The sequence below is a fragment of the Methanobacterium veterum genome (assembly GCF_000745485.1).
Taxonomy (GTDB): Archaea; Methanobacteriota; Methanobacteria; order Methanobacteriales; family Methanobacteriaceae; genus Methanobacterium_D; species Methanobacterium_D veterum.
Genome location: NZ_KN050693.1, coordinates 506,033 through 522,332, shown reverse-complemented (window position 1 = coordinate 522,332; position 16,300 = coordinate 506,033). Strand labels below are relative to the sequence as shown.

17 protein-coding genes are annotated in these 16,300 nt (G+C 34.4%); 5 read left to right on the top strand and 12 right to left on the bottom strand.

Annotated elements, in window-relative coordinates; translation table 11 throughout:
• Window positions 1–107: 107 nt before the first annotated feature.
• Window positions 108–725, bottom strand: coding sequence for an Hsp20/alpha crystallin family protein (locus EJ01_RS17865; protein WP_245611209.1), 618 nt, complete (start codon window positions 723–725; stop codon window positions 108–110).
• The gene (locus EJ01_RS12755) at window positions 697–1,698 is read right to left on the bottom strand and encodes an NOG1 family protein (RefSeq protein ID WP_048080790.1); all 1,002 of its coding nucleotides are present in this window, start codon (window positions 1,696–1,698) and stop codon (window positions 697–699) included. The genes EJ01_RS17865 and EJ01_RS12755 overlap by 29 nt, the downstream gene beginning before the upstream one ends.
• Window positions 1,699–2,067: 369 nt before the next feature.
• Here EJ01_RS12755 and EJ01_RS12750 point away from each other — a divergent pair, with 369 nt between their 5' ends.
• Window positions 2,068–2,496, top strand: coding sequence for a hemerythrin domain-containing protein (locus EJ01_RS12750; protein WP_048080791.1), 429 nt, complete (start codon window positions 2,068–2,070; stop codon window positions 2,494–2,496).
• Window positions 2,497–2,809: 313 nt separating this feature from the next.
• On the opposite strand, the gene EJ01_RS12745 is transcribed toward EJ01_RS12750, so the two are convergent.
• Window positions 2,810–3,370, bottom strand: a complete 561-nt coding sequence (locus tag EJ01_RS12745) for a TIGR00296 family protein (protein WP_048080792.1) — start codon at window positions 3,368–3,370, stop codon at window positions 2,810–2,812.
• Window positions 3,371–3,413: 43 nt separating this feature from the next.
• Window positions 3,414–4,787, bottom strand: a complete 1,374-nt coding sequence (locus tag EJ01_RS12740; RefSeq protein ID WP_048080793.1) for a TldD/PmbA family protein — start codon at window positions 4,785–4,787, stop codon at window positions 3,414–3,416.
• 550 nt (window positions 4,788–5,337) lie between these two features.
• On the opposite strand from EJ01_RS12740, the gene EJ01_RS12735 reads away from it, so the two are divergent.
• Together EJ01_RS12735 and EJ01_RS12730 are read left to right on the top strand one after the other, a co-directional pair.
• Window positions 5,338–6,888, top strand: a complete 1,551-nt coding sequence (locus EJ01_RS12735; protein WP_048080794.1) for a homocysteine biosynthesis protein — start codon at window positions 5,338–5,340, stop codon at window positions 6,886–6,888.
• The gene (locus tag EJ01_RS12730) at window positions 6,885–7,271 is read left to right on the top strand and encodes a 4Fe-4S dicluster-binding protein (protein WP_048080795.1); all 387 of its coding nucleotides are present in this window, start codon (window positions 6,885–6,887) and stop codon (window positions 7,269–7,271) included. Before EJ01_RS12735 ends, EJ01_RS12730 begins: the two co-directional genes overlap by 4 nt.
• A gap of 196 nt (window positions 7,272–7,467) precedes the next feature.
• On the opposite strand, the gene EJ01_RS12725 is transcribed toward EJ01_RS12730, so the two are convergent.
• The 3 genes from EJ01_RS12725 to EJ01_RS12715 all read right to left on the bottom strand — a co-directional run bounded on the left by EJ01_RS12725 (window position 7,468) and on the right by EJ01_RS12715 (window position 10,253).
• Window positions 7,468–7,845 (bottom strand): DUF5518 domain-containing protein, encoded by a 378-nt coding sequence (locus EJ01_RS12725; RefSeq protein WP_048080796.1) that lies wholly within the window; start codon window positions 7,843–7,845, stop codon window positions 7,468–7,470.
• A 375-nt stretch (window positions 7,846–8,220) separates the two neighbouring features.
• The gene (mch, locus tag EJ01_RS12720; RefSeq protein WP_048080797.1) at window positions 8,221–9,183 is read right to left on the bottom strand and encodes a methenyltetrahydromethanopterin cyclohydrolase; all 963 of its coding nucleotides are present in this window, start codon (window positions 9,181–9,183) and stop codon (window positions 8,221–8,223) included.
• A 320-nt stretch (window positions 9,184–9,503) separates the two neighbouring features.
• Window positions 9,504–10,253, bottom strand: a complete 750-nt coding sequence (locus EJ01_RS12715; protein ID WP_048080798.1) for an SDR family NAD(P)-dependent oxidoreductase — start codon at window positions 10,251–10,253, stop codon at window positions 9,504–9,506.
• Between the two features lie 269 nt (window positions 10,254–10,522).
• Between EJ01_RS12715 and EJ01_RS12710 the strand changes: the two genes are divergently transcribed.
• Both EJ01_RS12710 and EJ01_RS12705 read left to right on the top strand, forming a co-directional pair.
• Entirely contained in the window at window positions 10,523–10,999 is a 477-nt protein-coding gene (locus EJ01_RS12710) for a DUF2975 domain-containing protein (protein ID WP_048080799.1), read from the top strand.
• Window positions 11,000–11,009: 10 nt separating this feature from the next.
• Window positions 11,010–11,225 (top strand): helix-turn-helix domain-containing protein, encoded by a 216-nt coding sequence (locus EJ01_RS12705; protein WP_048080800.1) that lies wholly within the window; start codon window positions 11,010–11,012, stop codon window positions 11,223–11,225.
• A 39-nt stretch (window positions 11,226–11,264) separates the two neighbouring features.
• On the opposite strand, the gene EJ01_RS12700 is transcribed toward EJ01_RS12705, so the two are convergent.
• The 5 genes from EJ01_RS12700 to EJ01_RS12680 form a co-directional block, all read right to left on the bottom strand.
• Window positions 11,265–12,194 (bottom strand): TDT family transporter, encoded by a 930-nt coding sequence (locus EJ01_RS12700; protein ID WP_048080801.1) that lies wholly within the window; start codon window positions 12,192–12,194, stop codon window positions 11,265–11,267.
• Window positions 12,195–12,237: 43 nt separating this feature from the next.
• Complete coding sequence (locus EJ01_RS12695; protein WP_048080802.1) at window positions 12,238–12,924, bottom strand: thymidylate synthase; 687 nt, start codon at window positions 12,922–12,924, stop codon at window positions 12,238–12,240.
• A 252-nt stretch (window positions 12,925–13,176) separates the two neighbouring features.
• The gene (locus EJ01_RS12690) at window positions 13,177–14,133 is read right to left on the bottom strand and encodes a methionine synthase (RefSeq protein WP_048080803.1); all 957 of its coding nucleotides are present in this window, start codon (window positions 14,131–14,133) and stop codon (window positions 13,177–13,179) included.
• 235 nt (window positions 14,134–14,368) lie between these two features.
• Window positions 14,369–15,253, bottom strand: a complete 885-nt coding sequence (locus tag EJ01_RS12685) for an alpha/beta fold hydrolase (RefSeq protein WP_048080804.1) — start codon at window positions 15,251–15,253, stop codon at window positions 14,369–14,371.
• A 38-nt stretch (window positions 15,254–15,291) separates the two neighbouring features.
• Window positions 15,292–16,188 (bottom strand): SAM-dependent methyltransferase, encoded by an 897-nt coding sequence (locus EJ01_RS12680; protein ID WP_048080805.1) that lies wholly within the window; start codon window positions 16,186–16,188, stop codon window positions 15,292–15,294.
• Between the last annotated feature and the right edge of the window lie 112 nt (window positions 16,189–16,300).

Here is a 16,300-nt window from a genome sequence, read left to right as displayed (position 1 = left end):
TCAAACTATGACATACTCATCAAATATCTATTAAAAATGAATAAATGGTCATGAATTCATGATCTCTAAAATAAAGTAAAAATTTTAAAATGAAATTACAGGTGTATTTAGTCAACTTTTACCTGAAACCTCTTTTTTTCTTCCAGTTTAGGAAGTGTTACTGTTAAGACACCATTATCAAACTTAGCTGATGTTTCTTTGACCTTAACTGCTTCTGGCAGTATTAAAGATCTTCTTGCTTCACCATATCTCCTTTCTTTTTTGATGAAGTTTTTACCTTCCTCTTCTGTTTCTTCTTCGAATTTTGCAAAGATTTCTATGGAGTCATCTGTTAAATCAATGACTATATCTTCTTTTTTAACACCAGGAAGATCTGCTTTAACAATCAGACTACCGTCAGTTTCTATTAAGTCTGTTGTTAACTTACTTGGAGCAGATGCTGTGTATTCAGATAAAGCCTTCTCAAAGTCCCCTCCTCTTTCACGGAATGTGCCTATCATATCATCGAAAAACTTCTGTGCAGCTCCTCTTCCTCTTTCTGCTCGGGTTTCCCATTCTGATTTTGTTTCTGTTTCAGGTTCATCTTGAAGTTTTTCTACTTTTTCTACTTTGACTTCTTCTACTTTTTCAGGTTCAGTTGATTCTGTTTTTGCTACTGGAACTTCTTTTTCAGTTTTTTCCATTTCTAATTCTTTTTTAGTCTTTATTTCCTTTTTTTCCACCATTAAATTCCTCCAGCTCTTCAATTATTAAATCCACGCCAGAACCTTCTGATGCTGAAATCATTAGAGGTTCATTCAGTTTACTAATATATTCATCTAAATACTTATTATTTTCTACTAAATCCATTTTGTTAAAAACACTTATTATTGGAGTGTCAAAAACATGTTTTATTTCTTCATATAATCTCATCTGAGCATCGAGAGGATAACCCGATGTTTCAGATGCATCGAAAATATATAAAATGACATCAGCTAAGTGTTCCAGTGCAACCATAGCGCGGAGTTCAATATTGTTCATGTCCCGTATAGGCCTGTCAAGAAGTCCAGGTGTGTCTATTATCTGGTATTTTTTCCATCTTTTCTCAAAGTGCCCTATTTGAATCCCATGGGTTGTAAAAGGATAGTTTGCAACCTTCGGCTCAGCAGGAGTAATCTGGCGAAGCAGTGTGGATTTCCCAACATTCGGGAACCCTGCTATAACTAATGTAAATGCTTCAAAATCTATGGTGGGCATATTTCGAAGTTTCCCTTTCACAAAGTCTAAGAAGTCAAGTTCATCTTTTATCTGGCGCATCACAGATGCAATTCTACCGAATGCAGCCCGTCTAACATTTGCTGCATTTTCAGACTTTGACCTTCTTACTTTAAACACATATTCATTTTCAATCTTGGATATAATACCCACTGCCCAGTTTAAAGCCCCAAGAGACTTTTTAAGCTCATCTACACCTACCATAACATCAATGTAGTCCTGGTAAAACATGTGCATTTGTTCCACCTGCGGTGTTTTATCCAGTAAATTATTTAATGTATCTTTTGTAACTTGACAGGCAGTTTTTATTCTGGCCTCTTCTGTTTTTTTCGCCATTTGATAACGGGGGACCTTGGATGTCCTTACTTTATCTGCTGCTTTTTTGGCCCTTCTAAAGCTTTTATCTAAGATTTCATCAGGCGTTGGTACTGTTGGTATAAACATATAATCACATCAATTCCTTTAATTAACTTGTTAAGCAAAAAGTATGATAAAAATCAATATTTTAAGGGATTTAAAATCTTTTCTCAAGACTTCAGTATTTTCATAATATGATATTGAATTTCATAAAACAAGTATTTTTATAAATCACTTTTTTTCTAATTTAGATATATATTTGAGATATATAAAGTTGTAGCTTTAAACAAGTTTTTATTTATTTTCAAAAAGGGATTTATTAGAACTTACTGAATCGTGAATTCTTCCCAAATTTGAATTTTGATTATATATGAAATCAACCCAGTTTTATTAACTATTCAAATAAATTTATTAACTTTCAGGAACATAATAAGACTAAACACAGGAGGTATTTAATTGGCAAAAGGAGATGTTTACAAAGTTTTTAAGAAGGATCATGCCCATATTAAAAAATTGTTTAATGAAACCTTAAGAGATACCTCAAAATATCCTGAAGCTCGGAGAGAACTGGAAGCTAACATGCTTGGTGAAGAGCAGTTCCTTTATCCTGCAATGGACTTTATTGATGAAGACATGGTAAATGAAACCAAAAGAGAAAATGAAGAAGCATTCAGAACAATGGCAAGAATGAAAAATATGAATGAAGAAGACCGTGAATGGGTGGACAGCTTAAGACGGCTGAATGATCTTGTGGTTCATCACATGGAGATTGAGGAAAAGGAAAATGGACTTTTTGATAAGGCATCTGAGGTTTTAAGTGAAGAAGCAGAAGAAGATATACTCCATTTATACAACGAACTAAAGGCAGAAAATCTTCCACCTTAATTAAAAAAAATTACAGCTCTAACTTAGTTTAAACCGATTAAAAAGTACTTTTTGATAGATTTAAAAAAAAATTAACACATTATATATAGTGCACTAATAACTAGCAAATAAAAAGATCCTGATTACTTTTCAGATTATCCCAGAATTTACGAATGGAGTTATAACTATTCCTAGACAGATAAATTATATACAAATTTGTGATTAAATTCATTAAATCTTTTCCGTTCATTCATAGAAAAATTTCAGAATGGAATTAAAGATCATGATAGCTAATCTAAGCAATATATAACATCTGAATTAAATTCCACACCTTTTATTCATGGAAAATTTCTGAATGGAATTTATAGATTTTTACATCATTGTAGAGCCAGCAGTCTGCAGTAAGTCCTGCTTTTGTACAGGTATTATATAAGAACTCCTCTACATTCCATCCCCATTCTACAGCTACTTGTGGAAGTAACAACCCTTTGAATGGGCCTCTTTCTATAATAAGGCCGTCTTTACCTATTTCAATCTTATCCAGATATTCTTCAGGTTTCTCAACCTCAATAATCTCAGGTTTTGTAAGTACACTTACTTCAATTTCAAGGTCGTCTATTTCATCAAGGCTTACCGGTGGAAAACGAGGATCATTTACTGCAGCAGATATAGCAACATCAATTACAGCATTTACAAGCGGCTTAACGGGTTCTGAATAACCTATACATCCCCTGAGCATTCCATTCTTATTTAAGGTTACAAATGCGCCCATATCTTCTTTTAAATTATTAGGAACATCTTCAGGTACATCCATAATTTTTCTGCGGACTATATAATTTTTTATGGACTCCTTTGCGAGTTTTACCAGAAATTTTCCTTCTTCTTCAGATACCATTAAATTTACCCCCTAAAATAAAAAAATAAATAGAAAAAATAATTTACATTGCTCCCCCAACGGTCGCTTCGCTGACTCTTACATGAGGTCCCCCATCTCCAACTGGAGCAGTTTGACCTCCTTTTCCGCAGAATCCAATGCTTAGTTTGAAGTCGCTTCCAACGCCGTCCACTTTATTGAGGATTTCCAAAATGTTTCCAGATAAAGATACATCTCTGAGTGGGTCTTTTACTTCCCCATTTTCTATCATGAACGACTCAGCAGCATTGAACTGGAAAATACCTTTTCCAGTGTCTACCTGTCCTCCCCTAGAACCTTTAAGGTAAATTCCATTAGCCATATCTTCAATTAACTCTTCAAATTTCATATCGCCAGGTTTAAGGTATGTATTACTCATTCTAACAATTGGCTGATCCCCAACTCTAGATCTTGCATTTCCTGAAGACGGAATTCCAAGTTTTGCCGCAGACTCTCTGGAACTTAACAGAGATACAAGCATTCCATTTTTAACCAGTACATTTTCACTGGTTTTTACACCTTCTGCATCGTAGGGATAATAACCAAATGCATCCATGCTGGCATCATCTATTATTGTAACTAATTCTGATCCAATTTGAGTCCCCATTTTACCTTTGAGGATAGAATCATTCTGTAAAATAAGATCAGCTTCTGAAGCATGTCCTACAGCTTCATGTATAAATACACCCGTGAGTTCACAGTCCAGTATCACTGGAAATTTTCCAGAAGGTGGTTTGTTTGCATTTAAAAGTCTTACCGCTTTATCTGCAGCCTTTCTTCCAAATTTCTCTATGTCCTGTTTTTGAAGCACTTCAAATCCACGTGCTCCCCCAATACTTCCATGTCCAAACTGGATCATATCTTCTTCTGATGCAACAGCATTCAAGAACATGGCAACCCGTGATTCTTCATTTGTAATTGAAGTACCTTCAGTGTTTAAAAATAAGCTTTTTCCTTCTGCATCAACATAGCTTACTGTAGTACTTACTATTTTTTCGATAGTTGCAGCCTGGTTGACTTCATTCATGAGGTCCTTTTTGTCCTCGATTGATACATTAGAAGGTTTTATTTTTGCCTTTGATTTTACACTGTCAACTTTTGCCTCAACATCTGCAAGTTCCACGTCACTTTTTAATGATTTTACCAGTTTAAGGGCAGTTTCTACGACTTCATCCATCCTTGAAAGCTCGGTTGTAAATGCCGAACCCCATGCCCCATTTTTCAAAACCCTGATAACAGTTCCAAAATCAGACCCGGATCTTATCTCCTGAACTTTACCATCCTTCATAGTGATAGCTGTATTTTGACTATCACTGACTCTTATGTCAGCATAATCCACTTTATTTTCTATTTTATTGAGTATTCCCCCAAATAAATCGAGATCTAGTTGATTTGTCATTTATATCTCCCTTTAATTGTTATTTTTCTCTTTTTATTCAAAATAAATCTACTTAAAGTATTGATATCAATATAAATGTTATTTTAGCCATAAAATATGACAATTAAGAAGTATAATGTCCCCATCAATTAATAATCACTTGCAGCGATTTTTTTTAAAAGATAGAGCTATTTATATTATGTAATAAGGCCTTTATATTAATTATGTTTAAGCTGGTTGTTGAATTTAATAACCCTACCCACGAAATAAAATTCACATTTCATTATTTAAAATGAGTGATGTTTCTTGAGACCACTATTTGAGTTAAATATATCTTAGAAAAAATGCAATTATGATAAGGTAATATAATTGACAAGTTTTTGATCTAAAGCTCTTTATTTTAGGGGACGAAAAATTCAGTTATGTTAATTAAACTTTATTTACTTGCATGTGGAGGCGAAATGTACATTACAACGTTTCTAAAACCGAAGCTGACTAAAGTAAAATAAAAAATAGATGCAAAATCTATTGCTTTTATAAAAATCATTATAATAATATTAGACGTGGTGAAATGAAGACAATCAAAGAGATTAACCAAAAAATCGAAACTGGTGACGCTGTTGTCTTAACTGCTGCAGAGATGACAACCTTTGTTGAACAAAACGGTGCAAAATCAGCTGCAGAAGAAATAGATGTTGTTACAACAGGTACATTCGGTGCTATGTGTTCTTCAGGAGCATTTTTAAATTTCGGTCATTCTGATCCTCCTATTAAAATGAATAAAACATATTTAAATAATGTTGAAGCCTATTCAGGGCTTGCTGCTGTTGATGCATATATAGGGGCCACCCAATTAAATAGAAATCCGCAAATAGGGATGGATTATGGTGGTTCTCATTTAATTGAAGATTTAATCAGAGGCAAAGAAATAGATCTTGCCGTAGAAGCTTATGGCACTGACTGTTATCCTCGGAAGGAGATAGAAACCACCATTACCCTCGATAAATTAAACCAGGCAGTGATGGTAAATCCAAGAAACTGCTATCAAAATTATGCCGTTGCTACAAATTCAACTGAAGAAACCTTATACACTTACATGGGAACACTCCTACCTTATTTTGGGAATGCAAGCTATTCCAGCGCAGGGCAGCTGAGTCCTCTCCTTAATGATCCTTATTTTGAAACTATAGGCATGGGAACTCGAATATTCCTGTGTGGAGGAGAAGGATACATAATCAGTGAAGGAACACAGCACTCTACTGATGCTGAACGTCGAAATGGAGTTCCTATCAGCGGTTCTGGGACATTAATGCTCATGGGAGATATGAAAAAGATGAGCAGTGATTTCGTCAGGGGAGCGACCATGCAGAAATACGGCCCTACATTATATGTTGGTGCTGGAATTCCTATTCCTGTTTTAAACGAGGACATAGCTAGAAGAACAGCTATAAGCGATGAAGATATTGTCTGCCAAGTTGTAGACTATGGAGTTCCAAGGCGCAGCCGTCCAGTTATAAAAGAAACAAATTATAAAGAGCTTAAAACAGGTAAAATTGAAATTAACGGCGTGGAAGTTAACGCATCGCCATTATCATCCTATAAAAAAGCTGAAGAAATTGCAAATGAGCTTAAAGCATGGATAACTAAAGGCAACTTCTTCCTTACAGAACCTATTATAAAGTTACCATCTGAAGGGTACACTGTAAACCCACTTGAAATTACAAAGCCTGCCACTCTTGTAAAGAATTTAGAAAGTAAACCTGTAATAAGGGCATATCCAACAGAGGGGATAAGCGACGTTGCTAAGAAGCTCGTTGATAACAACATAAATCACTTACCAGTTGTAGATGAAAATGGCAAGCTCAGGGGGATCGTGACTTCATGGGACATAGCAAATGCTATTGCAAAAGGTAAAACCAAATTGATGGATGTCATGACAAGAAGAGTCATAATAGCACGTGAAGATGAACCTGTGGATTTAGTAGCAAGAAGAATAGACAAACATGAGATTTCAGGGCTCCCAATTGTTGATAAAGATAACAAAGTTAAGGGAATGATCACTGCAGAAGATATCTCAAGATTAATTGGAAAGGAAAAAAATAACGACGAGGTGTGCAAATGAAGGCCTGGCTAAAATTTTCACCGGACATAACCAATAACTCAATAATTTCAGACACAATAAAATCCTATGATATAGATTTCAATATTTTAAGGGCAAATATAACTCCTAAGGGAGGTAAACTGCTGGTTGAAATATCAGGAAATCAAGTTACAGAGAGTATTGAATACATGGAAAGCCAGGGAATTAGTGTAGATCCTATTAAAAAAGTGGTGAAAAAAGAGGAAGAAAAATGCGTGGACTGCGGTGCATGCGTTTCTTTATGCCCTGTAAAGGCCATATCTATCTCTGATGACTGGACAATATTAGTAGATGACCAGTTATGTATTGGATGTGCATTCTGCACCAGTTCCTGCCCAATGAAAGCTATAAAAGTCACTGAATAGGTATCCACAGCATTAATTAAATTTAATGCTTTTTAAGCATTAAATTTTTATTTAAACCAATAACTCTTTTTTTTAAATTATTTTTATATGTTAATGATTCAATTTTTATAAAAAAAGTTAATTTATTTTTAAATCTGATTTTCAATTTATCTAGTTTAATTATAACTTAAAAAAAGTAGAAGAATAAGTTAAATACTTATTCTTGAACTGGAGTTTCTTTTATTTCTGCTCTTATTACAGATCCAAGAACTCCACCAACTATTGCTAGAATTATATCTGCAACCACGTAAATTACCAGATAACTGAGTATGGATGTTATTAAAGATCCATAACCCTGGCTAGCGTATATAATTACCAGTATTATAAGGAATATAACTGCCCCTATTATACCCATAATTGTTCCATTAATTGTTCCATCTTTAATTGTTCCCCCAACCATGAACCCGACTGCTATTCCAGCCAGTAAAAAGTCAGCGGTTAATAAACCTGAACTAAGCATTGATAACACACTTAAAATAACAGCAATTATTGTACCAATAATTATAGGTCTCCATTGAATCATATTATTAGCCATATTTTTTCACTTCCTAATCTATATAATAGAAAATTAGTAAGACCTATTTAATAACTTTTTCCAAATTTACACCCAAATCTATACCAGATTAAACTTATTTAAGAAGTCTCAAGTAATTAAATTATTATCCGCTGTAACAAAATGATGTGAAATAATTAAATCAGTGATTGATTAATTATTTAAATTCATTTAATAAAAAAGGCAAAAATAAGCCTATACATGGCTTAAAATACAATCCAAACAATTTTAAATATGTATCCTACCTGAAAACACATCATAAAAATAGAGCTGAAATTTCATAGCAGAACAAAATTACAGCTTGATATTGATTATAAAAATTAAAAATTAAAAATAAAAAATAAAAAATTTCGATTATTATAAACCGAATGATTTTTGAAGGAGCTCAGCGTTTACATATCCTGCTCTGAAGAGTTCACCAGTTCTTAGATCGTTTATGACCACTTCAGCAGGAGCAAACATTCCTTTATCTATTTTGTAGAAGTCGTATTCAGCTTCTTTAAATACGTCGTAGAATGGTTTTCCATATCCTTCTGATGCGGATGATGGGAGGTTTTCAGCTAAAGCTTTTAAATCGTCACCTTCTTCTGACTGGATGTAGTAGTAAGTCCTACCACCGAATAAAACTGCATCGTTTGTTTTACCCATTGCTTTGAGTCCGTCTGGGTCAACAGGTGCTATTGGTGCGATTCCTGCAGCAAATTTAACTTTTGTAACATCGAAGTCTAAAGCTTCCATCATTTTGTAGGTACCGTTTTCTACAACTCTTCCTGCTATCTGGATTGAACCAACTATTGAAGATGTTGGAGCTACGAGTACTATAACGTTTTCTGGTGAAACACCACAGTCTTTTGCGATTGCATCAGTCACGTCAGCGCCAGGTAATTTGTCAGCTTCTAGGGTAAGGATTGCAATATCTGCATCATCTTCATAGCCGATTACTTCATAGGTGTGGGCTGGTTTTTTAGCTAATGCCCTTGCAGGTCCTGAACCGAGTGCAAAGAAGTCACCTACGCTTACAGACCATCCTGCTTTTTGTGCTCCAAGGGTTGATATTGCTGGGGAGTTAGTTTTAATCTTTACAGAAGGTAATGCGAACTTTTCTGAGAGGTCTCCTGGAATTGAGATTCCCACTTCTGCGAGTCCTCCTAGACATACTTTTGTGTAAAGTTCCCCTGCTTTAAGGCTTCCATCGACATTTACACCGGCGTCGATGACTGTGGAACCATTTTCAAGTTTTTCTACGCTTATGTTTAATTCATCTGCGTTTTTTATCATTAAGTCTACTGTCTTTTTTGCTTCAAGATTGACACTTACCATTATTTCACCTCTAATAATGTGATTATTATATAAATACAAAATTTGTTTATCAAATGGATTTTAAGCTATTGTCCTTTAATTAGTTTACTATTTGATTTTTTGGAAATTATTTAAGATCCAATTTAATTAAAAAAATAGCTCTGTAGAAAACCTATGAAAAAACTAGAAATTAGTTTTTGAATATTAAGGACATACAAATTTAACAGATATTTCCATAAATTAGATGATTCCTACAAAACTTAAAAAATAGGTATGTAACTCTAAAATCCATTGCATCATATATTGATTTCCAGTACTGTTTCAATGTTTTGAGTTTTAAACTATCGTGCAGTGTACCCTCCATCTATAGGATAGAATCCACCTGTAGAAAAACTGCTTTGGTCAGAAAGTAGAAAAGCCACAAAAGATGCTATTTCACTTCGTTCTGCCATGCGGCCCATCGGGTGCAGTGATGCAAACTGAGACAGTACCTCTTCTGGCATTTCGCGTATTCGGGGAGTGCTGACATACCCCGGCCCAACAGCATTGATACGTATACCTTTATCTGCAAATTCAAGGGCCGCTGAACGAGTTAATCCAATGATCCCGTGTTTTGCTGCCGTATAAGCAGCCTGGCCGGCAATTCCAACTACACCATTTGCAGAAGACATATTCACAATAGCACCGCCTCCACTGCTAGAAATAGCCAGGATCTCATATTTAAGGCAGTGAAAAATACCTGTCAGATCTGTTGATATTACATCATTCCAATCAGAAATCTCGTAATCAGGAACTGCGGTTCCCGCAGGCCCCGTAATACCTGCATTGTTTACTGCAAAGTGCAGTGCCTCAAAACGCTCCATGGTAGCATCAATTAAATTTTTAACAGAGTTATGATCCCTAACATCCGCCTTAACTGCATAAACATGTTTACCAGTAGGATCCAACCTATTTGCCACATCTACTAACTGTTTTTCATGGCGCGCTGCGATCACCACATTAGCACCGCGTTTAAAAAGTTCCTCTGCAATCATTTCACCCAGACCAGTTGATGCACCTGTTACAATTGCCACCTTACCACTGAAATCCATAAAATCACCTCAAATTGATTTATATCAATCAAAATCAAGTTATTTTTATTTTCCATGTTTATTTATCTATTTTGATTCTTAATTAATTTACTATTTGATTTTTTAGATTTTTGGAAAAATGTGCCGTTAATGACTACATACTCCTAAAGTTTGGTGCTTTAGAAAAAACTATTTATATAACATAATCTTATTATCAATAAAAATATATTGTAATTCGATAAATAGTTTACGATAATCAATATATAATAATTAAGTGAGGTGTTTCTATTATGGAGAGAGGATCAACAATTTTTTTAAGAGGGCTTATTTCTATTATGGGGCTTGCAGTACTTGTTTTATGCATATTAGGTATGTACTGGTTTGCAAATAGAGTGTTAGAAGGAGAATTAATATACTTACATTATGCTATCTTACTGGGTTTAATTATACCTGCAGTACCATTTTTCTTTGCTCTGTATCAGACTTTAAAACTTTTAAACTTCATTGATAATAATAAAGCTTTCTCTAATTTATCAGTAAATGCTTTAAAGAACATAAAATATAGTGCAGTTATAATCAGTATTTTGTATGTTATATGTATGCCCGTCGTATATTTAGTTGCAAAGGAAACCGATGCTCCAGGTTTTATACTAATTGGATTAGCCATTACCTTTGCTCCAGTTGTAATAGCAACTTTTGCAGCTATTCTTGAAAGGCTTCTAAAAGATGCTATTGATATAAAATCAGAAAACGATTTAACGGTCTGAGGTAGATAATGTGGGAATTATAATTAATATTGACGTGATGTTAGCAAAAAGGAAAATGAGCGTTACTGAACTTTCTGAAAGGGTTGGAATAACCATGGCCAATATTTCTATATTAAAAAATGGAAAAGCAAAGGCAATTCGATTTTCAACTTTAGAAAAGATTTGTGAGGCTTTAGAATGTCAACCTGGAGATATTTTAGAATATAAAAATGATGAAACTGTTTAAACTTTATAAGTTTTTAATTTTCATCTAAAAACATTGAATTTAACTTGTTTTCTTATAATCTCCAAATAAAAAATTGGCATAATGAACCAGCACATAAACAACGAATAAAACCGCCAGCAGTTCCTCAAAGTACCCAACATACTGAAGCAAAGGTATTTCAATGTTCATATTTGCCAGAAAACTATTTGCATACTGCATTGCAATGGCGCTGATTACCAATGGAAATGCAAATGCAGAATAACTCGGATAAAACTTTAATTTAAGCATTTTAGGCATGTACAAAAGCACTGCAAAAAACATGATTACTGCTGAAATAACCAGTACCCAGAAAAGATTCATGTTTATAACATTAAAAGAGCTTAGATATCCCGCTAAACAGATGCTTGAAGGCGCTGCAAAAATAGTCAATGTAGGAATGGCTGGTTCTGGAAAAGATTTGACTACAAACACCCGGTAAAGCATTACCGGCAATAAAATCAAATAAGATATAAAGCCAAACCAGAACAACACCATTCCAACGTCCTCAGCGTTAAATATCGGCGCCACTATACTCCCAACTGCAATTCCAACATAAACAACAAAATAACATGGAAATACTTTGTTTATATTAAAATTAAAGATAAATTTCCAGGTAAACAGAATTACAATAGCAAACTGCATTAAAATCCCTGCAATCCACATGGCATAAGCCGCAGCAGGGAAAAATGAATTAACATATGTTGATAAAACAATGATTCCCATTGGAAAAGTGGAAGCAACACCCGCAACAGCAGGATTATCTAAATCTCCCTTAAATGCCCTTGGATTAGAAGCTATTTTTATTAAAATTAACGCTAAAATCAGTGCCGATATAGCCCCAAATATAGTTTTAAGTGCAACTTCTTGAGAAGATACTAAATTCCCTGCTTCCGCTAGACCCAGCATTAAACCAGATATAGGTACAGAAATTTTGTTTAACAAGTCTTTCATAATCTAACCATTTAAAAAAATAAATAAATTAGCCGTTAATTCACTATAAACCAAACATCTGCATGCTTAAAGTTTTTTTAGCGTCATCAAAATTAACTTCGTAAATATGGGCACTTATGGAGTGGATTGTAATCTCCCCTACTTCTACACCAAGCTGATCAGCTGCATATTTGGTTAAATAAGTTAAACCAACCGCATTTGGGAACCAGGCGCCATAGATGTCGTGTGACCTCCATAGGCCAGTCGTATAAAGTTTTCCGTCCCTTATTTTGAGATCTACAAGGATCATGCACGGTACTTCATCGACTTTTGTATCAACAGTTGGGTCCCATGTTACAGAAATTGATCTCCTTGATTCAGTACAATTTTTGAGCCTATCAATAGCCACTTGAATCTGGTCAATACCTTCAAAGTGTGCTCTCAAACGGTTGCCGTAAGTATAAACAAATCCCTGCTTATCATCACTTATAAACTGCTCAGAATAAATTTTAAGTTTTTCCCCTCTCCAGAAATAGCCCGTAGGTATTCGTATGTCTTCAAACATGTCATTTTCATCATTGTTTTTAGACCGCTTTTTTCCAAGGGGATCTCTTATTGTAACAAGGGTGTTCAAAACTTCTTTAGTTAATGAGCCCCTTTCATCATTTATATCCTTACCTTCTTCCATGATCTTTTTTACAAGTGTTTCCCAGCCGTCTGCTATTTGGTTGACTTCAATTTGAAATGACATGTTATATTCTCCGTTAAATTAAGTCTTTATTAAACTGTTATAAATGTAATGTTTTTTGAATATTTAACCCACGTAGGTATTATAATTTATAAAATTAAGTAAATTCAATACCATAGGCAATATCAAAATCAAACCTTAGCAACTATCAAAGCCTCTCAAAATTCGAAGCTATAGAAAATTGTGAATTTTCAATAAGTTAAAAATTGTAAATTTTTTATAAATTTGGGGCAACATTCAAAAATCTCTCAAAAATTAAAAATTTTTGGCAACGTTTACCATTACTTTAAGTTTTGAAAGTGCTGCCTCTCTTGACCTCAGCCTCATTCCACAGTCAGGGTCTGCAATCATGTTTTCAGCACCTATCAAATCTATTCCATTTTTTATCAGGTTTTCCACTTCTTCCTTACTTTCAATTCTATCGGTTTTGTTATCCAGACACCCGAACCCTATTTTTTTCCCGCGGAGATTCACATTTTCAAGCGCGTTGATATTGGCCGGGATACCTGCAAATTCAAAGTCCGCGATGTCTACCGGAAATTTTAAAAGCTGGTCAAATATATCCACCACTTCGCCGCATACATGCATAGATACTGGCACGGACAAACCATCTGCTATGATCCCTACAGCTTTCTTTGCAACGTTAATATCCACAACTCCAGTAGAAATAAATGGTTCGTCTATCTGTACCACTGCAGCCCCTGCATTTTCAAGATGTTCTGCTTCTTTCTTTAAAGCATACGCTAAATCTATGACTGCATCTTCTTTTTTATCATAGTATCCTTCAATTCTTGATGAAAAAACAAGTGTAGAAGGGCCTGTTATTATCCCCTTAACTCCTTTAACGCTGCCTTCAAGGGTCTTCTTAGGTTTTTGGCCATATTCATTTGAGATTCCCTTTGCTATCTTTATGGCAAATTTAAGATCATCTGCACATACTGATTTAGGTGAAGGCATTATCTTTCCCACAATTTTAGGCGTGTTATCTTCAACAGTCATCCCATAAATAGAATTAGCGAAAATTTCCACCATTCCATCCCTTACCTGTCCATCAGATATTATATCAATATCTGCACTTATTTGATCCTTCACTGCAAGTTCTATAGCGGGTTTATATGCATCATAAGCCCCAAAAACATTAGAAATCTTATCTGAAAATGATGATGGGTTTTTTAGTAATGGTGGGTAACTCCCAACGACTGTAGTTAACATGATTGGCCTCAAATATATTAGAGTACTAATTTTTTACTTTAAACTTTTATATTTCACCTATGATCTTAAATATATAATCTTAGATATATAAAAAATGTGTTCTTAGGTTTACAACATGATTATATTAATTACTTTTTCTAAGTACTAGCTTTTAAATTGTTTTAACTTAACTAGAGAATAAAAAGAAGAAAATAAATTATTATATTGTACTCCAACTACAGCAGATGATAAGCTGTTATGGTTGCTTTAAAAACTCTAAAACTTTTTTATTCACCATTTCGGCCTGTACTGAAGCTAAATCATGGCCTGCATTATGAATAATTTCTGTTTTTATCTGAGGAGCCACAGTATTAAGATGTCGAACTGCTTTTTCAGCTGAATAAATCTTCTCATTTTCGCCTACTACATAAAGCATTGGTACTCCTATGCTTTTCCATTCATCATCATCGAAAACTGTTGGTTCCGGAGGACGTCTTGTTTTAAAAGATTTTGACGCCAGAAACATAGCATCCACTAATTCACTCATTGCTTCCTCATCTTTCTTCACTGCATCTTCCATAACCCAGTACATTAATCTTTTAGTAAAATAGCGGACAGGCAGCATGCTAAAAATAGCCCTTATACCAAAAGCAGAACTTACTGGCAATACGGTAGCAGCTGGTGCTAATAATGCAACTTTATTGAGTCTATCTGGGAATCTGAGTGCATATAGACCTGCCTGCCAGCCACCATACGACATTCCCATAAGATTAATATTATTACCTAACTCAAGGACATCAAATAACTCATCAAGCCAGTTTACAAAGTCATTTGAGTCCTTGATGGTTTTAGTATATATACTTCGCCCGTTTCCATAAATATCATCTATGGCATAGGTTCTATAATCTTCAGATAAACTTTCAATGTTTCGCAGCCACATAAGTGAATTACTACCCATTCCATGTAAAAGAACCAATGGAGGAACATCTGCTGGCCCACTAATGCGCACAAATGTTTTACCATAAGATGTATCTATCATTTTAACTTCAGAAGGAAGTGGCCAAAGCTTTGCAGTATCATCGTATAATTTCAGATACGCTTCTTTTGCATCTTGGGATTTAAAGGGATGATAATTTTCCATAAGTCAATCTCCATCTTAATTTTTTAGGGTTAACAATTTTATTCAACAACAGCATGTGCAAAGTATAAAAGTTCACAAACATCCCGGTTTTCATTTTTACCATGAAAATACGCTCTTTTATAGTCTTCACTGGTTACATTTTGAATTCCTGAAAATCCGAATTCAGTAAGAAAATCCTCAATTTTTTCCTCTTTAATTCCAAATTGGAGTGGCTCTTCTAGTTGTATGAGATGGTTTCTAATATTCATCCCTATTTCTAGTTTACAAGTTCCATCAACCACTGATTCAGGATAATAATCAAAAATAACCTGACTACCATTACCTGAATTTTTTACAATAAATAAAAGAGTTTCAGCTACAGCCTTAGGAGGAATGTACATTATAAGTCCTTCCATAATAAATAAAGTCTTTTTTAAAGGATCATAGCCATTATCAAATAATTTTTGACCTAGAGTATCCTTTTCAAAATCAACAGGCACATAAACAACATGATCAGGACGAGAACCAAAAATATCCCCAATCTTTTGAATTTTAAAACTCTGAGTGTTAGGATGATCAACTTCAAACACTTTTATATCCTTTAATTCCTCAATTCTATATGCTCTAGTATCATATCCTGCACCAATCACAACTAACTGCTCAATTCCCTCAACAATTGATTTTTTAGTAAAATCATCAAAAAATCTAACTCTAGCCATTATTGAGCTGCTAAGCCCTGGAAAGAGCTTTTCCATTTGTTCTACTTTTTCTTTGGCTTCTTTCGGATGTTTCATCCCAAATTTTATTATCTCAGGACTGATAAAATGTACAGCATAAGGATCATAACAGATTCTTTCACCTTCAGGCTTAGCTGATTCACCAAATCTTTGCATTGCAATTCCTTCAGCCATTTTACTTGGGTTTTCCCTATTAACTTCAACTTTATTTTCAGACATTTAAAAACCTCAAAAATTTTTTATTTTTGTGGTCCTCGAACACTTTGTGTTCGAGACATCGAAAAAATTTCATTTTTTCGAATGTTCAGGAAATGCATGCATTTCCTTCTAC